Raw genomic sequence first — 15517 nt, 5'->3', positions numbered from 1 at the left:
CAGTACGCTAGAAAATAAAAGGTGACAATTACATAAGTGTCATTGTCACCTCTTTAGCCTCAGTAGCTGTTTAACGTATCACTACTTTAGCTTTGCTAACATAACGCCACAGCGATATGGTCTAGCTGACAGCTTCTTCTGTTACTACTGCTGTGGCATGCTTACCTTTATAATCGCTAATAGCCGCTTTAATGGCGTCTTCTGCAAGAACAGAGCAATGCACTTTTACAGGCGGTAATGCCAGCTCTTTAGCGATATCGTTGTTTTTGATTTCGCCAGCTTGATCCAAGCTTTTACCTTTTAGCCACTCAGTAACGAGCGAGCTTGAAGCAATTGCAGAGCCGCAACCATAAGTTTTGAAACGCGCATCTTCGATAATACCATTATCGTCGACTTGGATTTGTAGACGCATCACATCGCCACAGGCTGGGGCACCGACCATACCAGTACCAACATTTTTGGCATTTTTATCAAGATTGCCAACGTTGCGTGGATTTTCGTAATGATCAATAACTTGGTCACTATAGGCCATGGGGTTTTCTCCTGGTTAGATGATGAGTGGTAGATTATTAACTTTGAAATACTACCCACTCATCGATAATTGGGGTCAAACATTTAGTTAATAAAAACTGGATTTATAATTGTCTGATCAATCGTTTAATAAATATATTTGAAGCTGTATTACGCTCTGTGTTTGATTTTAGTGCTCAGCCCATTCGACTGAATCTAAATCAACACCTTCTTGGTACATATCCCAAAGTGGTGATAGGGCACGTAATTTATCGACCGCTTCATGCATTTGCTTGATTACAGTATCGATATCTTCTTCAGTGGTATAACGACCAAAACTAAAGCGGATTGAGCTGTGTGCTAATTCATCTGGGCGACCAATAGCGCGTAATACATATGATGGCTCAAGCGTCGCTGAGGTACAGGCTGAACCTGACGATACGGCTAAGTCTTTTAGCGACATCATGAGAGATTCACCTTCAACAAAGTTAAAGCTGATGTTCACAATGTTAGGTACGCTGTTTTCTAGGTCGCCATTTAGATAAATCTCTTCGATATCTTGTAGTCCATCCCACAGCTTTTGGCGCAATTTTGCAGCATGGGCGTTGTCTTCTTTATAACTGTCATTGGCGAGAGTAAAAGCCGCACCAAGACCAACGATTTGATGCGTTGGTAATGTTCCTGAACGCATACCACGCTCATGACCACCCCCGTGCTGCTCCGCTTTCAAGCGGATACGAGGCTTACGACGAACAAATAAAGCACCAATGCCTTTAGGACCATAGGCTTTATGACCTGAAAAGCTCATCAAGTCGATTTTCATCTCTTCAAGATTGATCAATATTTTACCGACAGACTGAGCACCGTCAACATGGAATACAATACCAGCTGCACGAGTGATCTCACCAATGGCAGTGACATCAGTAATGGTGCCAAGCTCGTTGTTCACCATCATGAGTGAGACTAAAATCGTGTCATCACGCAGGGCTGCTTTAACTTGTTCAGGCAAAATAAGGCCAGTGCTTGGTTGAGGCTCAAGATAAGTAATCTCAAAACCTTCTTGCTCAAGCTCACGGCAAGTATCAAGTACTGCTTTGTGTTCAATTTTACTAGTGATAATGTGCTTACCACGAGACTGATAGAAGTGTGCTGCACCTTTAATAGCTAGGTTGTCAGACTCAGTTGCGCCAGAGGTAAAGACGATTTCGCGTGGATCAGCATTAATGACGTCAGCAACTTGCTGTCGTGCTGTTTCTACGGCTTCTTCTGCTTGCCAGCCATAGCCATGTGAGCGCGAGGCTGGATTACCAAAGATGCCATCTACAGTCAAATACTCGCTCATTTTCGCAGCTACTGATTTAGCAACTGGCGTGGTGGCGGCATAATCTAAGTATATAAGGTTGTTATGTTGGCTCATGCTGGGTTTGCCTCGCTGTTCGATAGGGTAATGGTATTGATGTCTTTTAGAGAAATATCTTTTGCGGATATGTGCTGACGTTCTGAAACTGACTGCACATTTTCCATATCTAATAATTGCGCTAATGTTATATTTTTCAAGTACTGTTCAATATGATTGGATAGAGCACACCATAAGTCATGCGTTAAACACATTGTACCACCTTGACAGTCCCCGCGTCCTTCACACTGCATTGCATTAACAGATTCATCGACGGCAGAAATAATACTCATCACATCTATTTCATGCAAGGGTTTGGCTAAGTGATAACCACCAGCGGCACCGCGAATACTGGTAACAAGGCCACGTTTGCGAAGCTTGGAAAATAACTGTTCAAGGTAAGAGATAGAAATCGATTGCCGTTTAGCAATATCAGATAAGGACACCGCGCTATCTTGTTGGCTGGTTTGCAGCGCCAAATCTAGTAATGCAGTAACGGCATATCTGCCTCGAGTAGTCAAACGCATGTGTTATCTCCAAACTATTATGTTATTTTTATTTAACAACGATCTTAGCGAAATAAAAGTAGTAGCAGTGAGTAAAACAAAAGCTACTAAGCAAATTATATACTGGCTAAGTTGTGTCTTATCGTTATTAAACAACAGATGATTAACCCGATGTGTGCAACGATTAGGACAATTATACTTAATCCTGAGTAATTTAGTCAAGATTAAAATGTGGTTGAATGGTTAATCTGGCTTATTACTACGATTGATAAAAATAATGAGTGTCAGAGAAGGGCTAAGAGTAAGGGAAATGGTATCAATTGCAAGAATATTGATTTTAAATGATGAGTCTGTGCTCAATGACAGAAAATAGTCCAAAAAGAAAAAAGCGTTTGACACCCTTTGCTCGGCATCAAACGCTTCATTTAACAAGACATTATGACAGGATTAAAATTAGTTCATTAATAGCGCTATGATGGCACCAATCATACCGATAATGGAAACAACGGTTACGATAATAAGCGTTTTTTGTTTGCTTTGCGACTCTTTCAAGGTTGTTTCAAGTTCACGGTTTTTCATGGTTAATGTATTGATTTGGGTCTGCTGTTCTTTAATGCGTAACTGATAGCTGTTTTTTTTGTCTGCCATTTCAGCTTCAGTCAGGTCCTGTTTGCTTTTACCGCCTTTGAATTTCTTAATCAAACCTTGAATTAAGCTACCAAGCCCGAGCTGCATGATAAATTGCTTCACCAACTGCACCTGCACAGACTCACCACGCATTTGTAGCTTTTCCGTCGTTTCGCTATCGTGAGTGGTAATCGCATTGATGATTTGGATGCTGTAGGCATTGATGATGACATCAGGCTCACTACGGTCAATAGGTAGTTGAGCGTCTAATAGCACGCCTTTTGTGCTAAAGGTAGCAAAGATCTCGACATGTGGCAAATACAAGCGCAGTGCCACGACAGTGCCTTGTTTGGCAAGCGGATAAGCAGCTTTACGTAGTTCGGGATCTAAACGTAACAAAAGTGTCAGCGCCGACTCGATGAACACCAGAATGATATTAAGAAAAGAGTGAGACAACGTAGAACGCTTCATGTAAATAATCCGTTTTTTATTTGGCAAATGAGAGGCAAAAATAAACCAAGAGTTAACATCGATCTGAGATATGTAGTCACATTTTGCTTATACTAACGTCTTTATAATAAAAAGTAACGCTAGTTTCTGTCAGTTAATAAATTATTACCTTACAATTTGATCGTCAGTAAAGACACTGATATTTATGACTGGCAATGTATTGATGCGATTTAGCAACGCATTTGAATCATAATACGATAGATGTTTTGGTTAAAATAGTGCACTAGTAGAATTGTTGCAGATGCTTTGCGTAACATTGGGTGTCAAATACGTAGTACAGTGGGCGAAAATATGTAAAATTGCTTGCGCTCCTTATGCTGCCTTGATATAAAGACGATAACAAAGCGAAACCTGTTAATACGCCAGTCAGTTGGTTTTTATTGCTTAAATGCTATGAGAGCGTTACAATACTTGGCGTGAGCGTTTATTACCCCCCTTAAACTTGAAGGAAATTTTATGAATAAGTCAGAATTAATTGATAGCATTGCAGAAAAAAGCGGTCTAAACAAAACTCAAGCTGGCGATGCATTAAATGCAGTGATGGAAAGTGTTGGCGAAGCGTTAGAAGCTGGCGATAGCATCTCACTAGTTGGTTTTGGTACTTTTAGCGTAAAAGACCGTAAAGCCCGTACTGGCCGTAATCCTAAGACTGGTGAAGAGCTTAGCATTCCAGCCAGTAAAGTACCAAGCTTCAAAGCTGGTAAAAACTTAAAAGAACGCTTAAACTAAGCTATTCTTTTAAAGCGAACTCTTAGCGCATAAGTTAAGAGTGAAGCGATAAAAAAAGCACCTATATATTGGGTGCTTTTTTTATCGCTATAGTTTGTATCAGACAACGTGAATATTTTGAGTATGTGTCAAAAATCACGTATCATAGGGCGCGCGCTAGAGGCGTTATTTAGATAAGGCGCTTTAACTGACCTTATTATACCAAACCCAAGAAATACGATTAGCTGTGTCAAACTCGTTTCGCTTATCATCCGTAGTACTTGCACTCGTTTTCCTTGCTACTCTGATTTTTGTGAATGGTATTTCTCTACACGAAATGTACACGTTTTTTACTCTTACCATTGCTGGCTTAGATAGCATTGATATTAATAATAGTATTACAATGGTTTTTCATCAATATAGGTTAATAAAGCAGAGATAACTATGGATAAATTGCGCGATTTCTTAAAAAGCTGGCCAGGTCGCATTTTATTGATTTTATGCCTATCGCCCCTCGCTCTATTGGGTGTCGAAAGCTATTTTGGCGGCGGGGTTGATCCCAACCAAATCGCTCAGGTGGGTGAAGCAAGCGTAGGGTTGTCCGAGTATCAGACTGCCGTAAACAACCGTCGTACTGAAATATTAGAGCAAGTTGATGATGCCAGTTTATTGAATGAAGATGTGCTGCACGAACAAGTGCTAAAGGGTCTTATAGATCGCACCTTATTAGAGCAGCAAGCAGGTAAGCTTGGTATGACTGTGTCTGATGACACTATTAATCGTTTATTGCGTCAAGAAGAAGTCTTTCAAGATGCTGAGGGTAACTTCTCTAACGATCAATTTGCAAATTTTTTGCGTCAGCGCGGTATGACAAAAGATCAGCTGTTCTCTGAGTTTCGTAACCAGTTAAGCCTTGATCAGCTCAATGCCAGTATCGTTGGTACAGCCGTCTATCCAATGAAAGCTGTCAGTCAATTGATTGACCTACAACTTGAGTCGCGTAATATTTGGCTACATCGTTTTGATTGGAAAGAGTATCAAGACCAAGTTACGTTGAGCAAAAATGATATACAAGCGTATTATGATGCCAATAAAGACAAGCTAAAAAGTGCAGCGATGGTAGATTTGGCTTATATTCAGCTTAGCCCTCGGACCATTCAAGTGAATGAGGTTACTACAGCAGACTTGCAGCAGCAATATGAAGCTTACAAGCAAGGGCTGGCAGTCGTCGACGAGCGTAGAATCAGCCAAATATTATTAACTGGTGATGATGCCAAGGCTAGAGCAGACAAAATCAAAGCCCGCCTAAACAAAGGCGAAACTTTTGCGGCATTGGCCAAAACCGAGTCAGATGATCCATCAGGAGAGACTGGTGGTGATATTGGTCGCTTTAACCCCTCTGTGTTTGGTAATGATGCCGCCACTGTTGAAAAAGCCTTGGAAGGCTTAAGTGTTGGTGAGGTCACCGCACCTGTCAAGACCAGCTTTGGTTATCAGATATTTACTATAACCGAAGACAATGGTGCCAAAGTAGCAAGCTTAGAAAGCATGCGTGGCGAATTAACGGCTAAAGCGAAAGAATATAAGCGTCAGGAAATTTATGCAGATAAAGTGACATCGATTAATGACTTGGCGGCAGATGGCTTTAGTATCGAAGATATTGCTCAGCAAGAGAACGTAACACTAAAACGTCTCAAGGATTACCGTAAAGAAAACAATCAATCGGTACTGTCGCAACCAGCCGTCATCAAGCAGGCCTTTGATGAGTTTACGATTCAAGATCAGGCAGTGACAGCAGGTATCGAAGTGGGTAATGGGACGGTATGGGTACAGCCGAGTAATTATCGTCCTACTAAGACGCTTACTTTATCGGCAGCTACGCCTAGAATTACTCAAACATTACGTCAGCAAAAGGCAACCGCATTGGCGCTAAAAGAGGCCAAAGCAGTAGCCGCTGGTATTAAAACCCCTGCTGATATCAAGAAGCAATCAGTAAGCTTTCAGGCATTGGGTGAAGTCAATCGTCAAACCACATTATTGACAGAAAAAGAACGCGGCTTGGCCTTTAGTCAGCAGGCCGCTAACAACGGCGTCGTTGCTATTGCTAGTGAAACAGAGACAGGTGCGACCTTGTTGGTCGGCGACCGTATCAAAACGCAGCAGCAGTCGCCGCTGTCTGATATGCAAAGAGCGCAAACTGCAACGATCATTCGTGATAACTTAGGTCAAGATCAGCTACAAGACTATCTAGATTACTTGCGTTTGATGTATAAAGTTGAGATCAATGATGCCAATATGGCAAACGCGCAAGGACGTTAACCCTTTGCTATATCATTCTTAAATGCTAGACGTAAAAAAGCCACTTTATCAATTGATACAGTGGCTTTTTTAATGGGTGATACTTTTATCATGAAGACTGAATAGGAATAGACGTTAAATATAATGACGGCTATTTATATCAGTCTACAAGATCATATAACAGCTTAATGGCGGAAATGGCGCATACCAGTGAATACCATCGCGATACCATGCTCATTTGCTGCCGCGATGGTTTCGTCATCGCGCATAGAGCCACCCGGCTGAATAATAGCAGCAATGCCTACTTCAGCGGCATTATCAATGCCATCACGGAACGGGAAGAAGGCATCAGAAGCCATAACAGCGCCTTCTGTCGCCAGCCCTGCATGTTCCGCTTTGATAGCAGCAATACGTGCTGAGTTGACGCGGCTCATCTGACCTGCACCAACACCAATAGTACGCTGATCTTTTGCATAAACGATGGCATTCGATTTGACATATTTTGCCACATTCCAGCTGAACAGCAGATCGGCTATTTGCGCTTCAGTTGGTTGTACATCAGTGACGATTTTTAGGTCATTAGCAGTGATTAAGCCAAGATCTTGCTCTTGTACCAGTAGACCACCATTGACACGCTTATAGTCAAGCTGGGTATCGCGCTGATCTGGCGCTGGAAGTTCGCCGCAGACCAATACACGGACATTTTTCTTAGTAGCAGTCGCTTCAAGCACACCGTCTTCAATACTTGGGGCGATAATAACTTCTACGAATTGATTGTCGATAATTGCTTTGGCAGCGGCCAGCGTCAATGGACGGTTAAAGGCAATAATACCGCCAAAAGAAGATTCAGGATCAGTACTAAACGCAGTACGATAAGCGGCTACCTGATCATGATCGACTGCGACACCGCACGGATTGGCGTGCTTAACGATGACGCAAGCAGGGGCATGAAAGGCTTTAACGCATTCAAGGGCGGCGTCCGTATCAGCAATATTGTTATAAGACAGCGCTTTACCTTGTAATTGCTTCGCAGTGGCAATAGAGGCCTGTTGGCTTTTTAGTGGCTGGTTTTCGGTATAAAAGGCCGCGTTTTGATGTGGGTTTTCGCCGTAGCGAAGGTCTTGAGCTTTCTCAAGCTGCAAATTAAACGTACGTGAAAAACTCTCAGGCTGCTGGTTTTCATTGACACGGCTGCCTAAGAAATTGGCAATCATACCGTCGTATTGTGCTGTGTGCTCAAAAGCCTTGACTGCTAAGTCGTAGCGTAGTGCCGTTGTCAATTCCGTGCCATCACCCAAAGCGGCAAGTATGCGCTCATAGTCTGCTGGGTCGGTCACGATACCCACGTGGGCATGGTTTTTTGCAGCTGAACGTACCATGGTAGGGCCACCAATATCGATATTTTCGATGGCGTCTTCCATGGTGACATCAGCCCGAGCGATGGTTTCAGCGAACGGATATAAATTTACGACAACCAAATCAATACGATCAATCGCGTGGTCACTCATGACTGCATCATCAGTACCGCGGCGTCCTAAGATTCCACCATGAATTTTAGGATGTAGCGTTTTAACACGGCCGTCCATCATCTCAGGAAAGCCCGTGTAATCTGACACCTCGGTCACAGCAACATTGTTCTCTGTGAGTAACCGATAAGTACCACCGGTAGATAATAAGCCAAAACCTGCTTTAATAAGACCTTGTGCAAATTCAACGATATTGGATTTATCGGAGACCGACAATAAGGCAAGTGGGGTTGTACTCATAAAAAAATTCCATAAAAAAAGCCTGACGTAAACGTCTGGCAAGGTGATAACGACAATTATGGTAGACAGTATCACAATGGATAAAGTCATAAATACTAAATTGCCATGCATAATGATTATTAATGTAGATAAATTGGCTCATATAGCTGATGCTACATTAAGTCATAGGTTTTGAGTTTTTTGCGTAAAGTGCCACGATTAAGACCTAAAATCTGTGCGCATTTGGTTTGATTGCCCCGCGTTTTTTCAAGGACGACAGATAAAAGGGGTTCTTCGATCTGTTTTAGAATAAGCTCATATAAATCGGTAGGCATCTCATCACCCAGCATCGAAAAATACTCCCGTACTACGCGCTCAACATGTACGCGCAAAGGTTCATTCGTATGGCTTGCATAGTGGTTCAAAACAGAGCCAACATTGTGATTCGGATGATAATAATCGTGTTTATTATAATCGGCAGGATGCTCAAAGCTTGTGGCAAAATGATTGGCAGTATGCTGTGCATGAGGTGCCATAAGATAATGTCCTTGAGATTGGAAAGAATCAGACCATAAAAGGTTAGGGTATTATATCAAATAAATATTGTCTAGCACGGATAGATTGATCGTTATCTTAGGGCGTGTCATCACTTAAAGCTTATACCAAACTCAAAAAATACGATTAGCCGTGTCAAACTCGTTTAGCCTACAACACGTAGTACTTACACTTGCTCTCCTTGCTACTCTGATTTTTGGGATTAGTATTTTTCCCAAATCATTCGTAGACAGCTGCTTTTCTTATAAAACTTTACTCAGTATAGTGGGCTGATGGTTACTTCACGAATTTGTCTATTGGGGACAGGGATTGTGAACAACAATTTTTGCTCACTGTTAGCCGCTAAGTGATGTTGCTTGCTCAAAAGATAGTCAGTTGGCGTGGCAATAAATGTCCCAATCAAATTATTTGCGCTGTAAACACTGACTTTGACATTAGGATACAGCTGCGCTTTTTCACTTTGATTGGCTAACGTCGCACTTACATCACTAAATGCATCAGCATTCTTAATTTGACTGGAGTCGTGGTTGGACTCGGTAATTGTAAATGCCGTTAAATCAGCACTAGGCAAACTACAGGCCGCAATTGAACATATTGCTTGGAGACGCTGAGCATGAGCGGGATTTTTGACCAATGTTTCTAGATTAAAAATAACATACTGAGCAAAGAGCAGTAGTGCTAATACCAAGCATCCGAGCGTCCAGAGTAAGGATGCAATTGAATGTTTGCCTGATGCTGGTACAAACCTTGCTTGAGACTTTCTCATACGTTCTTCAAGAGTTTCATTGTCTTTGAGTGGTACACCCATCTCAAGCAACAGTTGCGCTAAATCCGTGTCGTCTGTTGGTGTGTCTACTCTCTTGTTTTGTTCTTTAAGAAGCTGTTCGAGCCATGAGTTGTCAGCTGTATTGTCGATGCTTGCATGAATATTATTAGCTGCGGTTGAACTAAGTACAACTGGTTCTGTTATAGCAGTTGGTGAGGACGTTTTTAGTGGCGCGTCGCTGTTGCTTTTACTATCGGCTTTATAGTTTTGATTTGATACTTTGTGAGCTGCTGTGGAGGTATAACTTGCTTGAGTGAGCCACGCATCCATACTGTCTAGTGAGTCATAATCTAAAATGCTGTCATCTGATTCATCGATATCCATATCATCATAAATCAAATCATCATGAATTAAAGTGCCAGATGAATGGTGTTTTTCATTGAGTGATGATTTAGAACCGCTCAACCCATTCTGATTTTTATTATGAGCCTTGGTAGGTGTTGCAGAATGAGGACGTGGATCGAATCGACCATTAATATGAGACTTCTTTGTGTCTGCTTGAGCAGTAGACGTATTAGAAGCATCAGGGGTGACGATAAGATGTTCATTGACCAAAAAACTTTGTTGGCAGTGCTGACAGCTGACAGTGCTGTTTGCTTTATTCAACTGAGTTTGTTGTATTTTAAAGCAAGCTTGACAATGCGGGCACTGAGTTTTTATTGGCGTGGTCATAGGGTCGAATCCAAAAAAGTATGGTTATCAATACCGCTTAGCCACCCGCTCATAGCTGCCTATGATGTGAACGCTGTACTTTGAAAACTCTACAAATTTGAGATTCATCGGCAAAGACAGAGTGGCGCCAAACACATAACATTTGACTGCCCTCTATCGTAACAGATGTAATTAAATGTTGCTAGCCTGTAAATGTACCAGATAAACGTTGCCAATGTTGATCTTCTTGTGCCGTAAAGGCATGCTTTGGATCGAGTGCAAAATAAGGCTGATACGCAGCGGTGACTTGCTCGGTTTGCGACTCTATTAATCCTGCTAGGACAATACGCCCTTTTGGTGCGATTAGCGTCGCAAAATAAGGCGCTAAGCCAATCAGTGGCTTGGCCAAAATATTGGCAACAATCACTTCTACAGGCAAGACATCATTTTGTGAGCAGTAATCTGTGAACTCTTCTGGTAAGAAAGCTTGCAGGCGATCACCGACATGATTGCGCACCGCATTTTGATTGGTCGCGAGCACTGCTTGTGGATCGATATCAACGGCATAAACATGGCGTGCACCCAACAACAAAGCGGCGATACCTAAAATACCTGAACCACAACCGTAATCAACGACTACCTTATCAGTTAAGTCTTGCTCGGTTAACCAGTCGAGACACAGACGAGTAGTGGCGTGATAGCCAGTACCGAAGGCCAGCCCTGGATCCATAATAATATTGGTAGCGTCAGGCTTGGGCGGTGTGATCCAATTAGGCACAATCCATAAGTTATTAGCGCATTCGATAGGATGGTAGTTGCTCATCCATTCGCGCTCCCAATCTTTGTCATCGACGGCACTTAGCCAAATACGCGTGGCTTGTACTTGTGCTGCGATTTCATGACTCAATTGCTCGACAGCCTGACGACTACCCCCATCGGTGGTCGCATCAAACAGCCCTGTTAGAATAACGTCATCCCATAACGGTGATTCGCCCGGTAATGGTTCAAATAAAGGCTGGTCGCCTGCGTCGTCTAAAGCGATTGATAACGCACCTGCTTCTAGTAGCAGCGCTTCAGCCAAATCGACGTTTGCTTTTTCACATTGTAAATGCAATTGTTGCCATGCCATAATGATAACCTTAAGCTAAAATAAAAATAAATTGATATATGTGGGTGTTGGATGAACTATAAATGTATAGAGTATAAAAATCTCATTATGTAATGATTACTTTTACTTCTTTAGAACTTAATGACGCAAAATATACAGATATTAGCGCAAAGCTTGCTTCGCTTCATTGATCACGCGGGCGTTGCCTTGTGCTTGCCCTGATTGCAAGATGACTTGCCACAGTGCTCGCCTGCGATTGGTATCTTGAGAGACACTAAGACCACGCCTAGCCATCGCTTCTGCCTTGCGTGGTTGATTCTTTTTCAATGCCACTTGTGCCAAATAAAAGTACACCGCAGAGGATTTGGGTGCTAGGCGCTGCGCTCGAGTAAAGGTATTTTCCGCATTGGTCAGGTTGCCAGATTTTAGCTGACTGACACCCACTTGCATCAAATTGCGAAACGCTGGCAGGTTGCTATTATTACTGGCTGATTGCTGCGTTCGTTGTTGTGAGTTCTTTCTTGCCTGCTCTAATAACTCATTATGTGACGGTATAGATGGTTCAGGGGTTATATAGTCATCACGAGAAGGTGTGATGATAACCGGATTAGGTGGCATTGACGTCGGGTTAGAGGGTGTGAAAATAGGCGTTTCTTGTATTTCTTGCGTTGATGGATTCGTGGATTCGGCTGGATTATAAGGCTCAATTGAGTAATTGTCTTCGTCATCTGCTCTAATAATAGGCGCTTGTGTCACTGTCGGCGTGGATGCGTCTGGCATTTGCGATGATGGTATCGTTTGAATGGGCGTTGTTTGTTTCGCAGTGGTTATGGTAGGTACAGTCTGACAGGCACTCAAACTCAGCATACCAGCAAGAGCGCTGGCTGCGAGTACAGTATTGGCGGGCGTGGTTCTTTTAAGCCGCGTCATAATAGCCGATTTAGCGGATACAGTTTGCGTTAGCGGTAATAGCATATTGAGACCTTTTTTAAGTATCAAAAACAATTTTAGAACCATTCAACGGCACGGTCATACCAAGTATCAGCACGATTTTCTGCTTCGTTACCGTTTTGCCCATCACTGTTTTCTTGGCTGTCGCTATCGAGAGTTTCGCTATTGGGAATCTCTAACCCTTCACGGCGACGTTGTTGATTGATAGCGCCTTGCTGGTTCTGTGATTGCATTTGTTCAAGCGCGCGATCTTGTTGATATAGACCAATGGCGCAACTGCTGGCTTCTTCTGGTAGATGCGCTGACATGACTGGTAAGTAACGAGAATTGGCACAGCGCTCATTAGACAGCTTGCCTGAGTTATTTTCAAGCCATAGCCATTCAATACCTTCAGGTTCTGGTAATGCCACAGGCGTGAGTTTCAATTGTTTCATATAATCAACCCAGACAGGTAATGCGCCAGTCCCACCGCTCAAACCAATTGGCTTATTGTCATCGCGCCCCACCCAGACCACACTGACATAGTTGCCACTGTAACCAGCAAACCAAGCGTCACGGTAATCGTTTGTGGTGCCTGTTTTGCCCGCGAGGTTCAAATTACTGCCGAGCGATTGAGCACGTTTGGCAGTACCATTTGAAACCACTTGTTGTAGCGCGTAGTTGGTCAAAAAATTGGTCTCAGGCGGAATGCTACGTTGAGTATTAAGACCAGTACGCTGCAAGATACGGCCACGATCATCAATCACGGTGCGAATACTATGAATAGGGGTGCGAAAGCCACCAGTAGCAAACACTTGATACACGCCAAGCATATCCATGGGGCTAAGATTGACAGAACCTAATAACGCTGAAGGATAAGGCGGTATTTCCTCTTTAATGCCCATACGCCGTAGTTGCTTGGCAAAGGTACTGACGCCAAACTCCATGCCCAAACGTACCGCAGCTTGGTTATAAGATTGTGACAAAGCCGTGGTCAGTGGTACATAACCGTGATCTCGATTGTCATAGTTTTTAGGGTTCCAATCGTCACCATCGTTTAGATTGACAGTAATGGGTGAGTCATCTACTGAACTTGCCAAATTATAACGACCGCTCTCAAGCGCTGTCATATAAATAATAGGTTTTAACAAAGAACCCACTTGGCGCTTGGCATCGACAGCACGGTTGAAGCCTGTAAATTCACTGCCGCTGCCTACTACAGAAACCAATTCACCAGTCTCAGGATTGGCACTGACTAAGGCTCCTTGCAAGTCCTTAGTTTTGCTGCTATTACGACGCAGTTCACCAAGTTTTCTGTCCACCGCTTTGTCTGCTGCTAACTGAGCGATAGGGTCTAAAGTACTAATAATAATTAGACCTTCGTTTTTGAGGTCATCAGAATAGTAGACGGTATTCAATTCGCGTTTAACGATATCCAAAAAGTCAGGAAACTGACTCTTGCCTTCAACTGGCTTATCGACAACATCAAGTGGCTGCTCTATCGCTTTATCATAGTCTTCTTGGCTGAGTGAGCCAACAGCCAACATATTATTCAGTACCACATCACGGCGCGCTTTTGAATCATTCGGATGGCGACGTGGGTTGTAAACGCTAGGGCCTTTTGCCATACCGACGAGCAAGGCTTGTTGATCTAAACGCAGCTCATTAAGCGGTTTGTCAAAATAAAACTGGGAAGCCAAGCCAAAACCATTGATAGAACGATTGCCGTTTTGACCTAAGTAAATCTCATTGAGATAAGTTTGTAGAATTTCATCTTTGCTATAATGTAGCTCAAGTAGTACCGCCATCAGTGCTTCGTTGGCTTTGCGTTTTAACGTACGGTCTGAATTCAGATAGAAATTTTTGATCAGCTGTTGGGTAATGGTTGAGCCGCCTTGTCTTGCGCCGCCAGAGAAATTATTCATTACGGCGCGAGCGATACCACGGATAGATACCCCTTTATGGTCATAAAAAGCGCGATCTTCGGTGGCGATCAGTGCATCAATTAACGGCTGAGGCACTTGATCTAAAGAGACAACCATTCGATCTTCGTTACTGTCTGGATAGATGCCACCAATATTCACAGGTTCTAAGCGAATGATGCCGCTTTTGGCAGGTAAGGTGCTTTGTACAGACTCAATCTTATTATCAGCAATGGTCATTTTGATAACTTGTTCTTTATCCACATCGTTGGCGCTATAAGTAAAGCCGCGTGTATGGATAAAGTAGGTATTGCCTGATCTATGATAAGTACCCGTGCGATCATAAGCGTTGTCGCTTTGATAATTGAGCAACTCCAGCCACGTCTTCATTGTGTCTCTATCGACATTGGCACCTTGATACAACTCTAGCGGCTGTGAGTATACTTTCGCAGGAATATCCCAGCGCTTACCCTCAAACTTATGAGTGATAGTGCGATCAAGCTTGACTAAATACAAGGCCAAGAGCACCATGCCAGCAATAATGACAATTAATAAAAGGCTACTAAATACCAAGCCGCGCTGCTGTGAGGGTAGCGCGTGTACAGCAGACTTAGATGAGTGTGGTAGCTTGAGGTTTGGTAACTTAGCATTTGCTAGCTTGGAATTGGATTTTTGCACGGATGTCGCACCATTTTTGGATAAAAAACTGCCTCATAATGACGTAAATTGACAAATTTTTCAATCTATCATCGTTAACAGAGGCATTCATTGGTAGTAGACTATGGACAGTTATACCGCTCACAGTGATTGTGTGTAGTATAATCTCTATTTAAGTACGGATATTTATAATATAGCGTTAGGCGCTTTTAATTGCGCTTTATCAATGCCATATAGGCCGTTCAAAATAAACTCAATATGTGAATTGATAGGTTAATAGCCGCATACACCGAGATGAATTTTCCTTGCGTGCTGTTAAACAAAGGCTGCAAAAATTATCGCAGTTGTACTGTAACGTTTTTAAAGTGAATCGACTGTATAGAATAGTGGTTTAAGATCGATGTAACGATGTGATTTTTATGAATTAGCAGTTGTTTTTTTAATTTGTGCTAATCATGCCAATATGTATCTAAAATAGCTGTTTTAAATAATATTGAGCAGAGTTGATAATAGCAAGTTTACTCAAAACGAATAGGGTCTAAGCAAACCTGTCTAAAGGAAGTAAGCG

The 15517-nt window shown here is 42.6% G+C and carries 12 protein-coding genes; 2 read left to right on the top strand and 10 right to left on the bottom strand.

Going from position 1 to position 15517, the window contains the following annotated elements:
• Positions 1-121: 121 nt before the first annotated feature.
• From iscU to M917_RS11285, 4 genes are all read right to left on the bottom strand, one after another.
• On the bottom strand, positions 122-532 hold the full coding sequence (gene iscU / locus M917_RS11300) for a Fe-S cluster assembly scaffold IscU (protein WP_021814982.1): 411 nt from the start codon (positions 530-532) through the stop codon (positions 122-124).
• Between the two features lie 168 nt (positions 533-700).
• Complete coding sequence (locus M917_RS11295) at positions 701-1927, bottom strand: IscS subfamily cysteine desulfurase (protein ID WP_021814981.1); 1227 nt, start codon at positions 1925-1927, stop codon at positions 701-703.
• Positions 1924-2433, bottom strand: coding sequence for an Rrf2 family transcriptional regulator (locus M917_RS11290; RefSeq protein ID WP_021814980.1), 510 nt, complete (start codon positions 2431-2433; stop codon positions 1924-1926). The genes M917_RS11295 and M917_RS11290 overlap by 4 nt, the downstream gene beginning before the upstream one ends.
• A gap of 432 nt (positions 2434-2865) precedes the next feature.
• Positions 2866-3510, bottom strand: a complete 645-nt coding sequence (locus M917_RS11285) for a hypothetical protein (protein ID WP_040642647.1) — start codon at positions 3508-3510, stop codon at positions 2866-2868.
• Between the two features lie 495 nt (positions 3511-4005).
• Between M917_RS11285 and M917_RS11280 the strand changes: the two genes are divergently transcribed.
• Complete coding sequence (locus M917_RS11280) at positions 4006-4278, top strand: HU family DNA-binding protein (RefSeq protein ID WP_011513979.1); 273 nt, start codon at positions 4006-4008, stop codon at positions 4276-4278.
• 423 nt (positions 4279-4701) lie between these two features.
• Positions 4702-6576, top strand: coding sequence for a SurA N-terminal domain-containing protein (locus M917_RS11275; RefSeq protein ID WP_021814977.1), 1875 nt, complete (start codon positions 4702-4704; stop codon positions 6574-6576).
• A 164-nt stretch (positions 6577-6740) separates the two neighbouring features.
• On the opposite strand, the gene purH is transcribed toward M917_RS11275, so the two are convergent.
• From purH to mrcB, 6 genes are all read right to left on the bottom strand, one after another.
• Positions 6741-8321 carry a bifunctional phosphoribosylaminoimidazolecarboxamide formyltransferase/IMP cyclohydrolase gene (gene purH / locus M917_RS11270; protein WP_021814976.1) on the bottom strand — a complete coding sequence of 527 codons (1581 nt, stop codon included), beginning with the start codon at positions 8319-8321 and terminating at the stop codon, positions 6741-6743.
• A gap of 152 nt (positions 8322-8473) precedes the next feature.
• Complete coding sequence (gene fis / locus M917_RS11265) at positions 8474-8836, bottom strand: DNA-binding transcriptional regulator Fis (protein ID WP_021814975.1); 363 nt, start codon at positions 8834-8836, stop codon at positions 8474-8476.
• 275 nt (positions 8837-9111) lie between these two features.
• Entirely contained in the window at positions 9112-10353 is a 1242-nt protein-coding gene (locus tag M917_RS11260; protein ID WP_021814974.1) for a zinc-ribbon and DUF3426 domain-containing protein, read from the bottom strand.
• 181 nt (positions 10354-10534) lie between these two features.
• Positions 10535-11461 carry a 50S ribosomal protein L11 methyltransferase gene (prmA, locus tag M917_RS11255; RefSeq protein ID WP_021814973.1) on the bottom strand — a complete coding sequence of 309 codons (927 nt, stop codon included), beginning with the start codon at positions 11459-11461 and terminating at the stop codon, positions 10535-10537.
• Between the two features lie 141 nt (positions 11462-11602).
• Entirely contained in the window at positions 11603-12415 is an 813-nt protein-coding gene (locus M917_RS11250) for a tetratricopeptide repeat protein (RefSeq protein ID WP_040642642.1), read from the bottom strand.
• 32 nt (positions 12416-12447) lie between these two features.
• A complete protein-coding gene (gene mrcB, locus M917_RS11245; protein ID WP_021814971.1) occupies positions 12448-14970 on the bottom strand; it encodes a penicillin-binding protein 1B in 2523 nt (840 codons plus the stop codon).
• Between the last annotated feature and the right edge of the window lie 547 nt (positions 14971-15517).

Source organism: Psychrobacter aquaticus CMS 56, from assembly GCF_000471625.1.
GTDB lineage: Bacteria > Pseudomonadota > Gammaproteobacteria > Pseudomonadales > Moraxellaceae > Psychrobacter > Psychrobacter aquaticus.
The sequence above is the reverse complement of the archived record's forward strand: the minus strand, read 5'-3'. Positions and strand labels throughout refer to the sequence as shown.